A 17,862-nucleotide genomic window follows, 5' to 3' on the forward strand; every position below is an offset into this window, starting at 1 on the left:
ATTTTAAAAATCCGGTTTTTTCTGCCAGTGCACTTACCATATCGAGTCCGGCTTCGATCTCACCACGGCTTACTTCCGCTTGCGGAACCCCATCAAAAACATCTAAAAAAGTTTTTTCGTTAAGCGCTTTTAGGTTTGCTGCTGTTGACTTTCCGAAGAGAATTTCTGAAGCTTTTACCGCGTTCTCATAATTTTCAACGCCGTGTGTGCTGATGGTCACTTCTTCTGCCAGACGCTTTTGCAAGGCGCGCTGATGTGGCGCTTCTTGATGCTCTGCGATAAGATTCTCTATTTCTTCTTTTCCTAAAAAGGTGAAGATCTTAATGTATTTTGCTGCATCCTCGTCGCTGGTATTCAACCAATATTGGTAAAATCTGTATGGAGAAGTGCGTTCTGCATCTAACCAAATATTGCCGCCGGCAGTTTTTCCAAATTTTGTTCCGTCTGCTTTGGTGATCAGCGGGCAGGTCATCGCATACGCTTTTCCACCACCAATTCTACGCACCAATTCGGTTCCAGTAGTGATGTTTCCCCACTGGTCGCTTCCGCCCATTTGCAGCGTTAGCTCTTTTTCACGATATAAGTGTAAAAAGTCATAACCCTGAACGAGTTGGTAAGTAAACTCAGTAAAACTCATTCCTTCCGCAGATTCTGCAGATAGACGCTTTTTAACCGAATCTTTGGCCATCATATAGTTTACGGTGATGTGTTTCCCCACATCGCGTATAAACTCCAGAAAGCTAAAATCTTTCATCCAGTCGTAATTGTTCACAAGAACGGCTGCGTTTTCTTCATCAGAATCAAAATCAAGAAAGCGCGATAATTGCTCTTTGATAGCTTCCTGATTGTGACGCAAAGTATCTTCATCAAGCAGATTACGCTCGTCAGATTTACCTGAAGGATCGCCAATCATACCCGTGGCACCACCTACAAGCGCAATAGGCCTGTGGCCGCTTGCCTGAAAATGTTTCAACATCATAACGCCTACAAGGTGACCTATGTGAAGCGAGTCTGCAGTTGGGTCGATCCCCACATAGGCAGATCGCATTTGTTCCATAAGGTGTTCTTCAGTCCCGGGCATCACATCGTGAATCATCCCACGCCATTGCAGCTCTTCAACAAAATTGGTAATCATAATTGCTAGTTTACGCGCCAAGCGCGATTTAAAATCTTTTTTTCTTACTACTGCCTGTCGAAAAGGATTTTATAAAATCAATTTTGCAACTGCGGCAGCGGGTCAACCTGTGACCATTTCTAAGCCTGCAAATATAAATATTATGCACAAAGCTTAGCTGCAAGAATAGAAGAATATGACTAACTTCGTAGCTATGATTTTAGTTACGGGAGGTACCGGTTTAGTTGGGTCGCATTTGTTGTGGCAATTAGTTGCGCAAGGCGAAAATAAGATACGTGCGATCTATAGGACCGAAGCTAAAATTAAAACGGTAGAAGCGCTTTTTCAATGGAAAAATAAGCAAGCTGAAGCGACTAACATGTCGGCTGATTTTTCTCAAATTGAATGGATTCAAGCAGATGTGACCGATATTCCTGCTCTGACCGAAGCTTTTGCCGGAGTTGCTAAAGTTTACCATTGCGCCGCACTGGTTTCTTTCAATCCTAAACGTTTTGACGAACTTCAAAAAAACAATGTCGAAGGCACAGCAAATATTATCAATTTGTGTTTAAAGCATCAGGTTGAAAAATGCTGTTATGTGAGCTCGGTAGCGGCATTGGGAGATAGTGTAAAAGCCATAACTGAAGAAACGCATTGGGAAGCCAATAAAGAAAATAGTGTTTATAGCATTTCAAAATTTGCTTCAGAAATGGAAGTCTGGCGTGGTACGCAAGAAGGCCTCGGTGTGGTGATCGTAAACCCGGGAGTAATCTTAGGAGAAGGCTATTATAACAGTGGAAGCGGCACGATGTTTAAGCAAATCGCAAACGGACTAAAATTTACAGTTCCCGGTTCTACAGGTTTTGTTGATGTGATTGATGTTGTGCGCGCGATGATTCTTTTAATGCAAAGCGATGTGCACAATGAACGCTTCATTTTAGTTGGTCATAATCTTGCTTTTGAAACCGTATTGAAAAATACAGCTACAGCTTTAGGAGTGAAGTCTCCTTCTAAAATGCTTAAAAAGTGGCAACTTGATCTCACCTGGAAAATAGATTGGTTTCTAAGTCTTTTGGGTAAACGACGTCGCCTCACTAAAAGTACCGCAAAATCTGCTTTTACGCAGACCGTTTATGACGCATCTAAATTAAAAGCTGAGCTTGCAGATTTTGAATACACGCCAATAAAAGAAACTTTACAGCGCGTTGCAAAGCATTTTAACTACTCACAGGAGCGATAAGCGAATCGGTTTTTAATGGTCTATCAGGCATTGGCGTGTTTGCTTTTTTGATAGAATCACGTCTGCGTTTACTTTCTTCAATGCGAATACTGTCCAAATCATTCTGCTTAAACTGAATTTCGTCACGTTGTGCAGTAAGACGCGTGCTTACCTCTTCCCACATCGCGATATATTCATTAAAATTTACGCTGTAATAATCGATACTTTGTGCTAGTTGCAAACTGTCGATTTCGTACTTATCGTAGATAAACGAGTCGGGTTCTATACCTAAAGCACGCATATCGTTAACACTATAGGTCTTGAGCGCGCGCAACAAGGAGATGTCATATAAGATATCGGTCATTTTTTCCCGCTCGATAAAATTATCGGGCTTTTGAGGGCGCTCGATATCGTGACAGCTCAGTACTGCCAGCATAAATAAAAGCAAGATGTAGCCTTTTTTGATCATCGGTTAAAAGTTAAACGCTTTCCATGCTTCTCATCGTATACTTTAAAGTTTTTATAGGCCAGTTGACCGTTTACAAACGTGTGAGAAATGCGCGATTTAAAGGTGTTTCCTTCAAAAGGTGACCACTTGCATTTATAGAGAATATTATCTGTAGTTACTGTCCAGGGGTTGTTTAGGTCTACTAAAACAAGATCTGCATAATAACCGGGTTTGATATAACCGCGTTTTTCTACATCAAAAAGAATAGCCGGGTTATGACACATCTTTTCAACAATTTTCTCCAGACTTATTTTACCCTCGTGATATTTTTCAAGCATTGCAGGTAACGCGTGTTGTACGAGAGGTCCGCCACTAGGCGCTTTAGTGTACACATTTTGTTTTTCTTCTAAAGTGTGCGGCGCGTGGTCTGTCGCGATGACATCAAGACGGTCGTCAAGCAAAGCTTCCCATAGTGCAGCGCGATCGGTCTTTTTCTTTACCGCGGGATTCCATTTGATAAGGGTTTGCTTGTCTTCATAATCTTCATCAGAAAACCAAAGATGGTGAATACAAACTTCTGCGGTGATCTTTTTATCTTTTAATGGAATTTTATTGTCAAAAAGCTCCATTTCTTTAGCTGTAGAAAGATGGAATACATGCAAACGCGCACCGGTTTCTTTTGCTAAAGCGATCGCTTTTGAAGAAGATAAATAACAGGCTTCTTCACTGCGAATAATGGGGTGCATATTGATAGGAATATCATCACCGTAGCGTTCTTTATAGATCTCCAGATTGTTCTTGATCGTTTCTTCATCTTCGCAATGAACAGAAATGACAAGATCTGTACTCTTAAAGATCTCTCGTAAAACCTCTTCATCATCTACGAGCATATTTCCGGTAGAACTTCCTAAAAAGAGTTTAAGGCCGGCAACTTTTGTTTTGTCGACTTTCTTGATTTCAGAAAGGTTGTCGTTAGTCCCGCCAAACATAAATGAATAGTTTGCGTGCGATGTTTCGGCAGCGCGACTAAATTTATCTTCTAGTTTCTCAATCGTAGTCGCTTGAGGGACGGTATTAGGCATCTCAATGAATGAGGTGATCCCACCGGCGACCGCAGCGCGAGACTCTGAACCTATCGTTGCTTTATGCGTAAGCCCCGGTTCTCTAAAGTGCACTTGATCATCTATAACTCCCGGTAAAAGGTGTTTTCCTTCAGCATCAAAAACATGCACGTCAGGACCTTTAACGCTTAGATTTTGACTTATTTCTAAAATTATTCCGTGTTCAATGTAAACGTCGCCACGCACAATGGTGCCTTCATTTACGATATGCGCATCCTTGATCAGTACCTTTTCCATCTATATATCGTAACTTTTAAACAGACTTTTAAATTTCATTCCTAAAACGCCAAAAACGGCTTCACTAAAAATACCTGTACTCATTTTGCTGGTACCTTTGGTACGATCAACAAATATCACAGGTACTTCAATAATATTAAAACCAAGTAGATGCGCTTTGAATTTCATTTCAATTTGAAAAGCATAGCCTACAAACTTGATTTTATCAAGGGTTATTTGCTCGAGCACTTCACGTCTATAACAAATAAAACCTGCGGTCGTATCTGCAATATCTAAGCCAGTTATAAATCTAACATATTTTGACGCGATATATGACATTAAGACGCGTCCCATAGGCCAGTTTACCACATTTACTCCGGTCTTGTATCTTGAACCTATAGCAAGATCTGCACCGCCTTTTGCACACGCATTATACAGCCTGATGAGGTCATTAGGGGCATGCGAGAAATCTGCATCCATCTCAAAAATATAGGCATAATCACGCTCTAATGCCCATTTAAATCCTGCGATATAGGCTGTGCCCAAACCGTTTTTGCCGGGGCGCTCGAGCAGGTGAATTTGTCCAATAAATTCTTCTTGTAAACTTTTTACAAGCTTGGCGGTGCCGTCTGGTGAATTGTCATCAACCACCAATACTTCAAACGCGCGTTGCTGCGCAAAAATGTTGCGCACCAATTTCTCAATATTCTCGGCTTCGTTATAGGTAGGAATTATGACGAGCGAACCTGCCATCGTTGTATGATTTATGCGCAAATGTAAAGATTTTGAAGGTTATTTGTTCTGGCATTTATTCAAACTCTCGTATTTATGGTAATTTTGGACCTATAAAAAATCAAGAGTTTGCAAGCCTTAGAACGCAGTTTTAGTAGTAATGACTGGATTACCATAGTACTTGTGGCATGCTTGGTTCTTGTGGCAGTAGCCAAAGTGATCTATGAATCCCGTTTTGTAGATTTTGCAGAGCTGCTGGTAAATGAAAAGTACCTCTTAAAATCAAATAAGGATATTCGCTTTGAAAATCCATTTAACCTGATTCTTTTTACGGTTCAGTTCTTTTCGATCTCCCTTTTTATCTATATTATCTTTAGGGAGTTGGGGGTTGAGACCGATGCTTCTTCCTTTCTGCTTTATGTGCGTATTGTTCTGGCTTATGTGGTATTTGTATCCTTAAAGTTTTTTATAGAGCGTATGCTAGGCGTTTTATTTAATGGCGAGCAGGAACTCAATACGTATCAATTTTCAAAATTGAGCTACCGCAGTTATTTTGCATTGGTATTACTTCCTGTAAATGCGGTATTTATATATGCGTTAAAACCCGGGTTTATTACCATTTGTATCATTGTGGGAATCTTTCTGATTTTTAACGTAATCAGCCTATTTAACACGTATAGACGGTATGAAAATATGATTTACAATAATCTGTTTTATTTTATTTTGTACCTTTGCGCACTTGAAATCGCACCCTACTTCATTTTATATAAGGTGTTTAGTTTTATATAGCTTGAATATGAGGAGTGAAATAAACCCAAATTTAGAATGTCTATGAAAGTGAAGACTATTTTGGTTTCGCAACCAGAACCAAAAGTTGAGAATTCCCCCTATTTTGAGTTACAGGAAAAGAAGAAGGTAAAAGTTGACTTCATTCCATTTATTCACGTTGAAGGTGTATCAGGCAAGGAGGTTAGACATCAAAAAATTGACCTTAGTAAATACACAGCGATCATCCTAACCAGCCGTAATGCTGTGGATAATTTTTTCCGCATAGCGGAAGAAATGCGTTTTAAGGTGCCAGACAGCTTGAAGTACTTTTGTCAAAGTGAAGCTGTAGCTTACTATTTGCAAAAGTATGTGGTATATCGCAAGCGTAAGATTTATGTAGGTAAACGTACGTTTACTGAATTGTCACCTATTTTAAAGAAGTATAAGAATGAGAAGTTTTTGCTTCCATCATCAGATTCTTTAAAGCCGGAGGTTCCTAATGTATTGAATGATCTTAAACTGAACTGGGATCGTGGTATTTTTTACCGTACCGTGGTAAGTGATCTGTCACACCTTAAAGATGTTACTTATGACATTTTAGTATTCTTTAGCCCAAGCGGAATCAAATCACTATTTGAAAATTTTCCAGATTTTAAACAAAACGACACACGCATTGCTGTTTTTGGAAACTCTACCATCAGAGCCGTAGAAGAAGCTGGATTAAAGGTGAACATCAAAGCACCTACTCCAGAAACTCCATCAATGACGATGGCTTTGGAGAAATATATTGACGACGTCAATAAAAAATAACGCGCTCTCAAAAAGAACTAAAAAGGCTCCTGATCAGGAGCCTTTTTTTATGGAGTCATCTCTAGCCTAAAGGCGGTTGCCCTGCTAAAAGTTCGTCATTTGCAAAAGCTTCAAATTTTTTGAAATTCTCTTTAAAGGAAGCTGCTAGTTTGTGAGCAGTCTCATAATACGCTTCATCGTCACCCCAAGTTTGGCGCGGACTCAAAACATCATCTGGAACTCCCGGACACGTGCGGGGTTGTGCCACTCCAAAAACCGAATGAATATGGTAATTCTCGTGATCGATAGGGCCAAAAGAGTTGTTTAAAACCGCGTTGATCATTGCACGCGTGTATTTTAATTTCATACGTTTCCCTACGCCATAAGGTCCGCCCGTCCATCCTGTATTGATGAGCCAAACATTTACGCCGGCTTCTTTCATCTTCTTACTTAGCATTTGTGCATACTCGGTAGGATGTAAAGGCATAAACGGGGCTCCAAAACACGCAGAAAATGATGGCACAGGTTCATTTACTCCTGCTTCGGTGCCGGCAACCTTTGCGGTGTAGCCGCTAATGAAATGATACGCTGCCTGTCCTGGTGTTAATTTTGAAATAGGAGGTAAAACCCCAAAGGCATCTGCCGTAAGGAAAAAGATATGCTTTGGGTTTTTACCCACAGAAGGCTTTTGAATGTTTTCAATATGATGTATCGGGTAGCTAACGCGCGTATTGGGCGTTATAGACGTATTGGTGTAATCTACTTGTTTCTGCTTATCAAGGATCACATTTTCGAGCAAAGCGCCTTTTTTTATCGCATTAAAAATATCGGGTTCTTGAGCTTCAGAAAGGTTGATCACTTTGGCATAACAACCACCTTCAAAATTGAAAATGGCATTGTCTGCTGTCCAGCCGTGTTCATCGTCGCCAATTAATTTTCGGTTAGGATCTGCGCTTAAGGTGGTTTTTCCTGTTCCTGATAAACCGAAGAAAATAGCGGTTTCGTCATTTTGACCTACATTGGCAGAGCAATGCATAGGCAAGGTGTTTTGCTGCGTAGGAAGTATAAAGTTAAGTACCGAAAAAATACTCTTCTTGATTTCGCCGGTATATCCCGTACCCCCAATAAGAATGGTTTTTTCTTCAAAGCTGATGACGGCAAAATTCTCTTGCCGAGTGCCGTCGATTTCAGGATTTGCTTTAAATCCGGGAGCGTTGAGCACCAGCCAATCTTCTTTAAAGTTATCAAGCTCCTCTTCAGAAGGTCTTAAGAACATATTGTGAACAAAAAGATTAGACCAAGGGTGTTCATTTACGACGCGCACGCCCATTTTGTAACGGTCATCGGCGCAGGCAAATGCATCACGCACGTAGAGTTTACGTTCTGACAAATACGTATTCATCTTGTTACGTAGCTGTCGAAATTTGTTCTTATCAAACGGGATGTTGATAGCTCCCCACCAGACCTTGTCTCTTGTTAATTCGTCAATCACGATAAATCGGTCTTTTGGAGATCTTCCGGTAAATTTCCCGGTTTCTATTGCCAAAGCCCCCGAGTCAGTGGTTGTTCCCTGACCGAGAAGTACACAGATTTGGTGCAATTCTTCTGGAGGCAATTGGTAATGAATTGTGGCATTTTTAATTCCGTATTGCGATATCGCAATCGTTTTCGTAAATAAGGCAGTTGAAGCCATAAAATTGAATTTTTAGAAATACGCCGTAAAGCTAATGCTTTAAAATTATCAAAAAGTTAAAAAAAGATAATTATTTTAGTAATTTGATAAAATTATAAGTGATTGCGATCCAGGCCGAAATAAGCAAAGCACCGCCTATCGGGGTAATCCAGGCAATTGCCGAAATATCAACTCCGGTTATAGGTTTTGTAGTAAGTAAATAAATCGAACCGCTAAAGAGTAACACGCCACTTATAACCAAATAAAAACTGATTTTTTGTGCTTTTTGAGATAAGGGCAATGCGCCGCCGACAAGTAATAATAAAAATGCGTGATACATTTGATAGCGCACTCCGGTTTCAAACGAATTTATAGCTTCAGGCGTTAAACTTTCTTTGAGTCCGTGCGCGCCAAAAGCGCCTAAAATTACTGCGGTTAATCCTAAAAGTGCACCGGTAATGAGAAGTGTTCTTTGCATGATTTTGATTTAAAATACGCGATCAAATGACTAAATTATACACAGCAAAAATACGCTTTTATTATGCGAAACATCTTAATTATAGGGGCAGGAAAATCTACTGCGCAACTTATAAAATATCTAGCCGATAAGGCTTCTTCTGAAAATTTACAACTCATTATAGCAGATCGTGATCTCGCTCAGGCACAGGCATTGGCAGGGAACTATGATTGCGCCAACGCCATTACACTAGATATCTATAATGTTGAAGACCGAAAGGAGCAAATCACAAAAGCAGATATCGTTATAAGTATGCTTCCTGCGCGTTTGCATATCGATGTGGCGCGCGATTGCCTTGCACTCAGTAAAAATCTGGTGACCGCTTCTTATATAAGTGATGCGATGAAGGAGCTTGATGACGAGGTCAAAAAGAAAGGTTTGGTGTTTATGAACGAAGTAGGTCTTGACCCGGGAATTGATCATATGAGTGCGATGCGGGTGATTGACCGTGTGCGAGATGCTGGTGGCAAAATGCTGTTATTTGAGTCTTTTTGTGGTGGTTTAGTCGCTCCCGAAAGCGATACGAATCTCTGGAATTATAAATTCACGTGGAATCCCAGAAATGTCGTTTTAGCCGGTCAAGGCGGGGCGGCAGAATTTATTCAGGAGGGAACTTATAAGTATATTCCGTATCAACGCTTATTCAGAAGAACTGAATTTCTTGATGTGGAAGGCTACGGAAGGTTTGAAGCGTATGCCAATAGAAACTCTCTAAAATACCGAAGCATTTACGGTTTGGAGGATATTTTGACGCTGTATCGCGGTACGATGCGTCGCGTAGGATTTTCTCGTGCCTGGAATCTTTTTGTGCAATTGGGAATGACTGATGATAGCTATACCTTACAAAATACCGAAGCGATGAGCTATCGCGAATTTACCAACCTCTTTTTGCCGTATTCGCCCACAGATTCTGTACAGCTCAAATTGCGTCATATGCTTAAGATTGATCAGGATGATTTGCTTTGGGATAAATTGTTAGAGCTTGACCTGTTTGATGACACCAAAAAAATAGGATTGAAAAATGCAACACCCGCGCAATGCCTGCAGCGTATACTTGAAGATCAATGGACGCTTGCCGAAACGGACAAAGATATGATCGTGATGTATCATAAGTTTGGTTATGAGATCAATGGCAAAAAGAAACAAATTGATGCGACGATGGTGAGTGTTGGTGCTAATCAAACCTATACTGCAATGGCAAAAACTGTTGGTTTGCCGGTAGGCATTGCAGCGCTCAAAATACTTAACAAGGAGATTACAACTCCCGGTGTTCAGTTGCCGATACGGCGTGAAGTTTATAATCCTATTTTAGAGGAGTTGGAGGAAAACGGGATTATTTTTAAGGAATATGAAGTGCCTTATTTGGGATACAATCCGCACCATCAATAAATCAGAATGATTAAAAATTTAAAGTTTTTTACAGGCTTACGCTTATAGTAATGGGGTTAATTGCTATTTTTAGTTGAAATACTATAGGTAATGAAAATTGTAAATGAACAAATAGCAATAGACGGAATTGATAAAATAATCTTGCGCCAACTGATGGAAGATGCGCGTAAACCCATTTTAGAGATTGCACGTCAAGTCGGTATCTCTGGTGCTGCGATACACCAACGTCTCAGAAAATTAGAAAAGTCGGGTTTGATCACCGGTTCAAAGTTCACCATAGATCCAAAGATTTTAGGATACAATACGATGGCATTTATTGGAATCTATTTAGATCGGGCGATGAGCAACCCTAAAGCTGTTAAGCAGCTTGAAGAAATCCCGGAAGTTTTGGAGTGTCATTACACGACCGGAAACTGGTCAATTTTTATCAAGATCCTGTGTAAGAATAACGAACACTTAATGCATCTTTTGAATAAAAAAGTACAGGCGATTGATGGTGTTTCTAGAACCGAAACGTTTATTTCTTTAAATCAGCAGATAGAACGTCAGATTCAGATCTAAGAAATTTAGATACAAGCTTTGGAGCTATTTGTGCCTTTGGTGAAACCAATAAAAAACCCGGCACTCTTTCTTATCAAGTAACCGGGTTTTCCAACTTAACTAACCAACCAATTATGAACAGTTATTGAGTCGGTTATATAGGAGTTACCTTACATCTTTTTTTAAAAAAATTATAAAACCATTAGGTTGCAGCCGCGAATGTCTGAAGTATCAAAACGGCCTAAAATTTCAAAGCGGTTTTCATCAAGTTTTTTACCCAAATCTTGCGTCGCTATAAAAGGACACGAATAGTGATTGGCGAGATCGATCACGTTGATTCCGCCGGTTTTTCCGGGAGCTACATAGTTTAACGCATCTTCGGTGTCGCGCATAAAAACCTGCATCCAAGGCGGATTTGTAAAAATCCCGTTTCCGTTTGAATAGCCCTGAGACAGCAATTCGGTCATCCCATATTCGCTATGAATTTCAGCCACACCAAAACCTTCTTTTAAGATGGCGTGCAACTCTTCTCGTATTAATTCTTTTCTTCGGCCTTTCATACCGCCGGTTTCCATCACAATGGTATTCTTCAGCTTAAATTCAAACAGCTCAACCAGATCAAGCAACGCAAAAGAAACGCCTATTAAAAGCACTTTTTCGCCTGCGGCATCCAGACGTTTTAATTTTTCGCTCAGCGCATTATAATCATTGAGATAAAAGCCGCTATCGGGTTTTTTACTGTCTTTGATCAAGCAATCAACCATATAAATAAGTGACGAGCCATCGCGCTCTAAGTACGATGGAAGCAAGGCAAGCACCGTATAGTCTTCGATAGCGCCATAATGCAGTTTAAAACTTTCGCGAAAGCTTTTTTCGTATAGATCAAGATCGGTCACGTGATGTTTGCTGGTAATGCTGCCGGTGGTTCCGCTACTGGTAAAAACCGTTTGCACGGCATCTTCTGAAGCCACAACTTTAAATTCTTTAAAAAACTGAATAGGCAAAAACGGAATTTGATCAAGCTCAGTAATCGTTGCAGGATCTACCTTCAAATAATTACAAAATCGACGATAAACCGTGTTATGCTCCCATTGATAGTTAAACGATGCCAGCGCAAGGTTTTTAAACTGATCTTGGGTTTGAATAGTGAATATAGAATCTGGAAGCATACCTAATTTTAGAGAATGTAAAGTTATCTAAAATCAAAAAGCAGCCGAACATTTATTATTTTTAAAGCAAGTTAAGTTTATTTAAATGTTACCAATGCGGTTAACATGACCGTGCCAAATATTAAAATGTATCTTTACGATTCGATTAAATTTTCAGTCTTATGAAGAAAAAGGAAATTAAGATTTTGCTTGTTGACGACGAGCCGGATATTCTTGAGATTGTTGGCTATAACCTTAGTAATGAAGGCTACCAAGTCATCACCGCTTCTAACGGAAAAGAAGGTGTGAAAGCGGCAAAAAAGAATAATCCACATCTTATCATTCTTGATGTGATGATGCCTGAGATGGATGGTATCGAAGCCTGTGAACAGATACGTAAATTACCAGGCCACGAAGAAACGATCATTGCTTTTCTAACGGCTCGCGGTGAAGATTATTCACAAGTTGCCGGTTACGATGCCGGAGCAGACGATTATATTACAAAACCTATAAAGCCTAAAGTTTTGGTAAGTAAAGTTAAGGCGTTGCTACGTCGTCTTAAAGAAGAAGAGGAAGGTGATAGCTCGGTTAAAATAGGCGATCTGGTAATCAATCGTGAAGAGTACAAGATCATTAAAGACAAGAAAGAGATGGTACTCCCGCGTAAGGAGTTTGAACTACTTTCTTTACTTGCTTCAAAACCCGGAAAAGTATTTAAGCGAGAAGATATTCTTGATAAAGTTTGGGGTAATGAAGTAGTTGTAGGTGGTAGAACCATCGATGTACACATTAGAAAACTACGTGAAAAAATAGGCGACAAAAAATTTAAAACCATTAAAGGCGTAGGGTACAAATTTGTGGTTTAAATGGCAGTGAATTTTAAAAAATCATACCGTTTTGCAGTGTTTTCATCACTGATGATTACGGTAGCTTTAACGCTCTTTGTGAGCGTTTTTTTCTATATGACTAATGCGATAGACTGGGTGTTTATTGTCTTATTTGCATTGGTATGTTTTGCTTTATCCTTCTTGCTTATTCAAGTGCGGGTAGAACGGTTTATTTACAATCGAGTGAAACAAATTTATGATGATGTTACGCTACTCGATGTAACCTCGTTACGCCGCGGCCAGATCACCACAGATATGTCTAGCCTTACTAAGGAAGTAGAACGCTTTGCGGCGAGTAAAAAGCTCGAGATCGAATCGCTTAAAATTAGAGAAGAATACCGAAAGGAGTTTATGGGTAATGTGGCTCACGAACTCAAAACGCCTTTATTTACTGCGCAAGGCTATATTCTCACCTTACTTGATGGGGCGATGAAAGATAAATCGGTGCGTAAAAAATACTTAAAGCGTGCAGGAGCTTCTATTGAGCGTCTGGTCTATCTCGTTAACGACCTGGATATGATCGCCAAACTCGAAGTGGGAGATCTTAATATTCGCTATGAATATTTTGATATGGTCGAGTTGGTAAAAGACACCTTCGAACTTCTGGAGATGGAAGCTGCTAAGAAGAATATCACGCTCACCACAGATATGGAGTATGATTATCCCATTATGGTCAATGCAGATCGCGAGCGTATTCAGCAGTTGTTGACTAACCTTATCGTGAACTCAGTAAAATATGGAAAACAAGACGGTACCACAGAGATTTCTATAGAAAACCTAATTCAAAATAAAGTGATCGTGCGCGTTACAGATAATGGTGAAGGAATCGCGTCTGAACATATACCACGCTTGTTTGAGCGTTTTTACCGTGTTGATAAAAGTGGTTCGCGTCGTGAAGGTGGTTCAGGACTTGGGCTCTCTATCGTCAAGCACATTATTGAAGCCCATGACGAAAAGATTTATGTTGAAAGCGACTTTGGAGTGGGATCTGAGTTTTCGTTCACCCTTGAAAAGGCCGAAGAGCTCCCCGAAGCTCCCCTCCCCAAAACGTCTTTGGTTGAGTAAAGGTTCAAAACCGGTAAAAACTTTGACTTTACTCAAATCTTTTAAACTGAATTTTTCCTGATCCTTATAAGGAACAATCCCCATAGAGTGTAAGCGCTTGGCGAGATATTCTTGTTCAGTTTGCCCGGGCGTAGGTATAAAAAAGGCTTTTTTGCCTAGTTTAAAGAGATCCATAATGGTGGTGTAACCCGAGCGGCAAATGACAAGATCGCTTGAGCAAATTGCGTTTTGTAAATCTTCAGTTTCCATAAAGTTCACAATTTTAACTTGCTCTTTACGGGTGACTTTTTGCTCTGCTTCCACGACACCGCGCACGAATAGTACTTGCCCTTTGTAGTGTTTCAACTCGTGCATCAAAATTTCTTCAAGCTCGGTACGTTGCGGTTCAGGACCGCTTAGCAACACCATAATATCGTAGCTAGACGCGGTTTCTTTCTGCTCAAGCCGCGATAACGCACCGATATATTTTACCGGGATCTCAAATTTTTTAGGATGACCCAATTTTCCGCTAAGGTTAGCATCATCTGCAAAATCAGGTACCCAGCATTCATCAAATTTTTTGATGTAACTGCGATGCATCGCAGAAGTTAAACGGGTGGTGCTTCCGCTTAAGACCTGAAGTTGATGTGTGATAAAAACCGTTGGAATTTCAGTATGATACAAGCCTAATCGGTTATCAGAGATCACGCCATCGATCTTCTTGTTTTTCACCAATTCTTTGAGTTGCTCGCGTTCTTGACGAATAGCTTTTAGGACTTTGGGACTGCGCAAAAGCATTTTCCATTTAAAACGCTTGCCTTTTTTAGCATATTCGATCTTGTAAGAAGGCAATTCAATACCTTCTAACTGCGGAAACTCCTTTTGAAGTAAGGTTAACGCCATACCGTCGCTTGCTATGATCACCTCAAAACCGTCGGCGAGAAGCGCATAAATTATGGGTATGCTTCGGGTAGCATGCCCAAGTCCCCAGTTAAGCGGAGCAACAAGTATGGTTTTATGAATTTTCATCAATACAAAAGTGTAACATACCTGATAACTAAATGTTTCAGCTAGATTATCAAACTATTAAAATTACGGTTTAGTATATTAAATCAAAGTTTTTAAATAACTGTTTTGTAGTGCTTTACGGGGATTTAGAAATGTTATGTGTATGTTAGGTTGCATTATGATAATTTATTAGCCGCGCATTTGTAAGAGTACCCGTATATTTGAGCCGATTTTTTAAAAGGTATTTGAATTCAGGTTCGTTTTAGAATACCTTCAGCAATAACCTCCGCAAAAGGAAAAAGAGCACACAGCAGTTGGGAAGTAAAAATAAATTAAAACGCTTTCGCGAAAACGAAACTTTTAGCAATGTCATTCAGCCGAAGCGGGAAGAATTGACCGATCAGGAATTTCCGTTAAAAGGAAATTGGAATAGGGATTTCTTTAAAAATGATAAGCCTATCGTTCTTGAGCTGGGTTGTGGCAAAGGAGAATACACTGTGGGGTTGGCACAGCGGTTTCCTGAAAAGAACTTTCTGGGCATAGACATTAAAGGAGCTCGTTTTTGGCGTGGAGCTAAAACCGCTTTAGAAGAAGGTATTTCCAACGCAGGTTTTCTACGTACCCAGATAGAGCTGGTTGATAAAGCTTTTGCCGAAAATGAAATCTCTGAGATCTGGATCACGTTTCCCGATCCTCAGATCAAATATAAGCGTACCAAGCATCGTATGACCAATCCGGAGTTTTTAGCACGCTATAAAGCTATTTTAAAGCCTGATGGTCTGATGCATTTAAAAACCGACAGTGAGTATATGCACGGGTATACTTTGGGCCTTTTAGAAGGTTTAGGGCACGAGATCTTATATGCGCATCATAATATTTATATCAATCACGAGGCGCCACAGGAAGTGGTTGGTATTCAGACTTTTTATGAAAAACAGTATCTTGAAAAAGGGAAACCCATTACCTATATAAAATTCAAGATCAACTAAGTACTTTTGGAAATAACAAAGCTCTTCTTTATCACCTATTTTGCTGCGTTCCTTGGGGTATTGCCACCGGGTTTGGTAAATATGTCTGTAGCAAAAACCTGTGTACATCGCGGGATGCGTAATGGAGTGCTTGTTGCGATAGGAGCTTCGATCGTTGTTTTGTTACAGGCTTTTGTTGCGGTGTTATTGGCGCGTTATATTTTTAGTCATCCTGTGGTTAGAAATACGTTGTTGCGCACGGGTATTGTGATCTTTGGGATACTGGCGGTCTATTTCTTCATCGCTGCTAAAAAGAACAAGGTCAAAGAGGTTAAAATCCCTAAGCATAGTGGTCGTCGCAGTTTTGCAAAAGGTGTTTTTGTAGCAGTGATTAATGTGTTGCCTATTCCATATTTCTGTGCGTTGAGTGCGGCGTTCAATATTACCAGTGTTAATAATAATGGTTGGTTAGAAATAGGTTTGTTCACGCTTGCAGCAGCTTCAGGAACCTTCACAGCATTGTATCTTTATGTGGTAGGTTTTAACCGAATTCAAAATGAACCGCGCAATTTTGCCAAGTATTCTAATTATTTTATGGCTGCGCTGATGATCGTATTGGTAATTCTCACGCTTATACGTATGCTTTATGCCAAAACCTGAAACGCTTAATTTCTTTCAAAAAGTATATGCCGTTGCTCGGCAGATCCCTTACGGAAAGGTCACTTCGTATGGCGCTATTGCCAAATGTTTAGGAGCTCCTCGAAGTGCGCGTATGGTGGGTTATGCGATGAATGGCGCTTCTGAGATGGAAGATGTGCCGGCGCATAGAGTGCTTAATCGTAACGGACTTTTAACAGGAAAACATCATTTTCCCGGAACACATTTAATGCAGCAACTGCTCGAGAGTGAAGGGCATACAGTTGTAGAAGACAAGCTTCAAGATTTTGATAAACATTTTTGGGACCCGGTTGAGATGATAGGTTTTGACGCTTCAACCGACCAATAAATTCAACTGAAATTATAAGGTTAAAATCCTGAAGGGTACATCAGTATTTTCAATAGGTAGATAACAAATAACTCTTTCGAGTTCTGAAGTTTTCAGCCTATATTTGCACCTTTAGAATCAATCTAAGTAAGACAACGTGAAGTTAGAAAAACAAGCAATACTTAATGCGCTTAAAACCATAAGTGCGCCGGGAGAAGGTGAGGATATGGTAACCAGTGGCGCGGTAACAAATGTAGTGACTTTTGGAGATGAGGTTATCGTTGATATCACGATCAAAAACCCGAGTTTACAAGCCAAAAAGAAGACTGAAGTTGAGATTATGAAGGCGATTCATGCCGAAGTTCATCAAAAGGCGCAGGTTAAAGTAAACGTACGTGTAGATGCACCCGAGAAAAAACAGGTTAACGAGATCAAAGGAAAACCTATTCCGGGAATTCAAAATATTATAGCAGTAGCCTCTGGTAAGGGAGGTGTAGGTAAATCTACGATTACTGCTAACCTTGCTGTGAGCCTTCAGAAAATGGGCTTTAAAGTGGGAATTCTTGATGCAGATATTTACGGGCCTTCTATCCCGATTATGTTTGATGTACAGGATGAGAAACCGCTTTCAGTAAAAGTTGACGGGAAGCAGAAGATGAAACCGGTAGAAAGCTACGGTGTAAAAGTTTTATCAATTGGCTTCTTTACAAAACCAGATCAAGCGGTGGTTTGGCGAGGACCAATGGCATCAAAAGCGCTTAATCAAATGATCTTTGATGCAGCCTGGGGCGAACTCGATTTTCTTTTAGTAGATCTTCCTCCGGGAACCGGTGATATTCACTTGAGTATCGTACAAGCGATGCCGCTTACCGGAGCTGTGGTGGTTAGTACTCCGCAAAATGTAGCTTTAGCCGATGCTAAAAAAGGAGTAGCGATGTTTCAGCAAGAAAGTATCAACGTTCCTGTTTTAGGAATCGTAGAAAATATGGCTTGGTTTACTCCAGAAGAGCTACCTGAGAATAAATACTATATATTTGGCAAAGAAGGTGCGCGCAATTTAGCCGAAGATCTAGATGTGCGTTTGTTAGCGCAAGTACCTTTGGTGCAAAGTATACGAGAGGCCGGTGATGTGGGTCGCCCTGCTGCTTTGCAAGATGACACCATATTGTCTGAAGCGTTTGAGACTATGACGCGCAATAGTGTTGAAGAACTTGTAAAACGTAATGATAACTTACCTCCTACAGAGGCAGTTAAGATTACAACTATGGCAGGCTGTGCCGCCGTTAAAAAATAGATT

Annotated in this window: 18 protein-coding genes and 1 pseudogene; 11 read left to right on the forward strand and 8 right to left on the reverse strand. The window is 40.2% G+C overall.

The features are described 5' to 3' along the window. On the reverse strand, positions 1-1,135 hold a 1,135-nt coding region (gene tyrS, locus MED217_RS01025), incomplete at its 3' end, for a tyrosine--tRNA ligase (protein WP_009778605.1). Positions 1,136-1,328: 193 nt separating this feature from the next. On the opposite strand from tyrS, the gene MED217_RS01030 reads away from it, so the two are divergent. Next, a complete protein-coding gene (locus MED217_RS01030; RefSeq protein WP_040533105.1) occupies positions 1,329-2,354 on the forward strand; it encodes an NAD-dependent epimerase/dehydratase family protein in 1,026 nt (341 codons plus the stop codon). On the opposite strand, the gene MED217_RS01035 is transcribed toward MED217_RS01030, so the two are convergent. The 3 genes from MED217_RS01035 to MED217_RS01045 are packed head-to-tail and all read right to left on the reverse strand — an operon-like array spanning position 2,332 to position 4,871. Beyond that, complete coding sequence (locus MED217_RS01035) at positions 2,332-2,802, reverse strand: DUF4296 domain-containing protein (protein WP_009778607.1); 471 nt, start codon at positions 2,800-2,802, stop codon at positions 2,332-2,334. The genes MED217_RS01030 and MED217_RS01035 overlap by 23 nt on opposite strands. After that, the gene (locus tag MED217_RS01040; RefSeq protein WP_009778608.1) at positions 2,799-4,139 is read right to left on the reverse strand and encodes a dihydroorotase; all 1,341 of its coding nucleotides are present in this window, start codon (positions 4,137-4,139) and stop codon (positions 2,799-2,801) included. The genes MED217_RS01035 and MED217_RS01040 overlap by 4 nt, the downstream gene beginning before the upstream one ends. Beyond that, a complete protein-coding gene (locus MED217_RS01045) occupies positions 4,140-4,871 on the reverse strand; it encodes a polyprenol monophosphomannose synthase (RefSeq protein WP_009778609.1) in 732 nt (243 codons plus the stop codon). 108 nt (positions 4,872-4,979) lie between these two features. On the opposite strand from MED217_RS01045, the gene MED217_RS01050 reads away from it, so the two are divergent. Next, positions 4,980-5,639 carry a DUF4271 domain-containing protein gene (locus tag MED217_RS01050; RefSeq protein ID WP_009778610.1) on the forward strand — a complete coding sequence of 220 codons (660 nt, stop codon included), beginning with the start codon at positions 4,980-4,982 and terminating at the stop codon, positions 5,637-5,639. A gap of 42 nt (positions 5,640-5,681) precedes the next feature. After that, positions 5,682-6,428 (forward strand): uroporphyrinogen-III synthase, encoded by a 747-nt coding sequence (locus MED217_RS01055; protein ID WP_040532481.1) that lies wholly within the window; start codon positions 5,682-5,684, stop codon positions 6,426-6,428. A 61-nt stretch (positions 6,429-6,489) separates the two neighbouring features. Here the strand turns inward: MED217_RS01055 and pckA are convergent, their stop codons facing one another. Further along, a complete protein-coding gene (pckA, locus tag MED217_RS01060) occupies positions 6,490-8,100 on the reverse strand; it encodes a phosphoenolpyruvate carboxykinase (ATP) (RefSeq protein WP_009778612.1) in 1,611 nt (536 codons plus the stop codon). A gap of 70 nt (positions 8,101-8,170) precedes the next feature. Continuing rightward, the gene (locus MED217_RS01065; protein WP_009778613.1) at positions 8,171-8,557 is read right to left on the reverse strand and encodes a DUF423 domain-containing protein; all 387 of its coding nucleotides are present in this window, start codon (positions 8,555-8,557) and stop codon (positions 8,171-8,173) included. Positions 8,558-8,620: 63 nt separating this feature from the next. Between MED217_RS01065 and MED217_RS01070 the strand changes: the two genes are divergently transcribed. Both MED217_RS01070 and MED217_RS01075 read left to right on the forward strand, forming a co-directional pair. After that, positions 8,621-9,985, forward strand: coding sequence for a saccharopine dehydrogenase family protein (locus MED217_RS01070; protein ID WP_009778614.1), 1,365 nt, complete (start codon positions 8,621-8,623; stop codon positions 9,983-9,985). 90 nt (positions 9,986-10,075) lie between these two features. After that, positions 10,076-10,546: an Lrp/AsnC ligand binding domain-containing protein gene (locus MED217_RS01075; protein WP_009778615.1), complete on the forward strand. Its 471-nt coding sequence runs from the start codon at positions 10,076-10,078 to the stop codon at positions 10,544-10,546. A gap of 170 nt (positions 10,547-10,716) precedes the next feature. On the opposite strand, the gene MED217_RS01080 is transcribed toward MED217_RS01075, so the two are convergent. Continuing rightward, positions 10,717-11,694, reverse strand: coding sequence for a LuxE/PaaK family acyltransferase (locus MED217_RS01080; RefSeq protein WP_009778616.1), 978 nt, complete (start codon positions 11,692-11,694; stop codon positions 10,717-10,719). Between the two features lie 161 nt (positions 11,695-11,855). On the opposite strand from MED217_RS01080, the gene MED217_RS01085 reads away from it, so the two are divergent. Both MED217_RS01085 and MED217_RS18680 read left to right on the forward strand, forming a co-directional pair. Continuing rightward, on the forward strand, positions 11,856-12,539 hold the full coding sequence (locus tag MED217_RS01085; protein ID WP_009778617.1) for a response regulator transcription factor: 684 nt from the start codon (positions 11,856-11,858) through the stop codon (positions 12,537-12,539). Then, the gene (locus MED217_RS18680; RefSeq protein WP_009778618.1) at positions 12,540-13,625 is read left to right on the forward strand and encodes a sensor histidine kinase; all 1,086 of its coding nucleotides are present in this window, start codon (positions 12,540-12,542) and stop codon (positions 13,623-13,625) included. A gap of 87 nt (positions 13,626-13,712) precedes the next feature. Here MED217_RS18680 and MED217_RS01090 read toward each other — a convergent pair. Further along, positions 13,713-14,633: pseudogene (locus tag MED217_RS01090) on the reverse strand (glycosyltransferase); the annotation flags it as partial. Positions 14,634-14,926: 293 nt separating this feature from the next. Here MED217_RS01090 and trmB point away from each other — a divergent pair. The 4 genes from trmB (at position 14,927) to MED217_RS01110 (ending at position 17,859) form a co-directional block, all read left to right on the forward strand. Continuing rightward, positions 14,927-15,601 (forward strand): tRNA (guanosine(46)-N7)-methyltransferase TrmB, encoded by a 675-nt coding sequence (gene trmB, locus MED217_RS01095; protein ID WP_009778620.1) that lies wholly within the window; start codon positions 14,927-14,929, stop codon positions 15,599-15,601. A gap of 6 nt (positions 15,602-15,607) precedes the next feature. Next, complete coding sequence (locus tag MED217_RS01100; protein WP_009778621.1) at positions 15,608-16,240, forward strand: LysE family translocator; 633 nt, start codon at positions 15,608-15,610, stop codon at positions 16,238-16,240. Then, complete coding sequence (locus MED217_RS01105; RefSeq protein ID WP_009778622.1) at positions 16,227-16,586, forward strand: MGMT family protein; 360 nt, start codon at positions 16,227-16,229, stop codon at positions 16,584-16,586. The genes MED217_RS01100 and MED217_RS01105 overlap by 14 nt, the downstream gene beginning before the upstream one ends. Before the next feature lie 136 nt (positions 16,587-16,722). Next, complete coding sequence (locus tag MED217_RS01110; RefSeq protein ID WP_009778623.1) at positions 16,723-17,859, forward strand: Mrp/NBP35 family ATP-binding protein; 1,137 nt, start codon at positions 16,723-16,725, stop codon at positions 17,857-17,859. Positions 17,860-17,862: the final 3 nt, after the last annotated feature.

Source organism: Leeuwenhoekiella blandensis MED217 (genome assembly GCF_000152985.1).
Classification (GTDB): domain Bacteria; phylum Bacteroidota; class Bacteroidia; order Flavobacteriales; family Flavobacteriaceae; genus Leeuwenhoekiella; species Leeuwenhoekiella blandensis.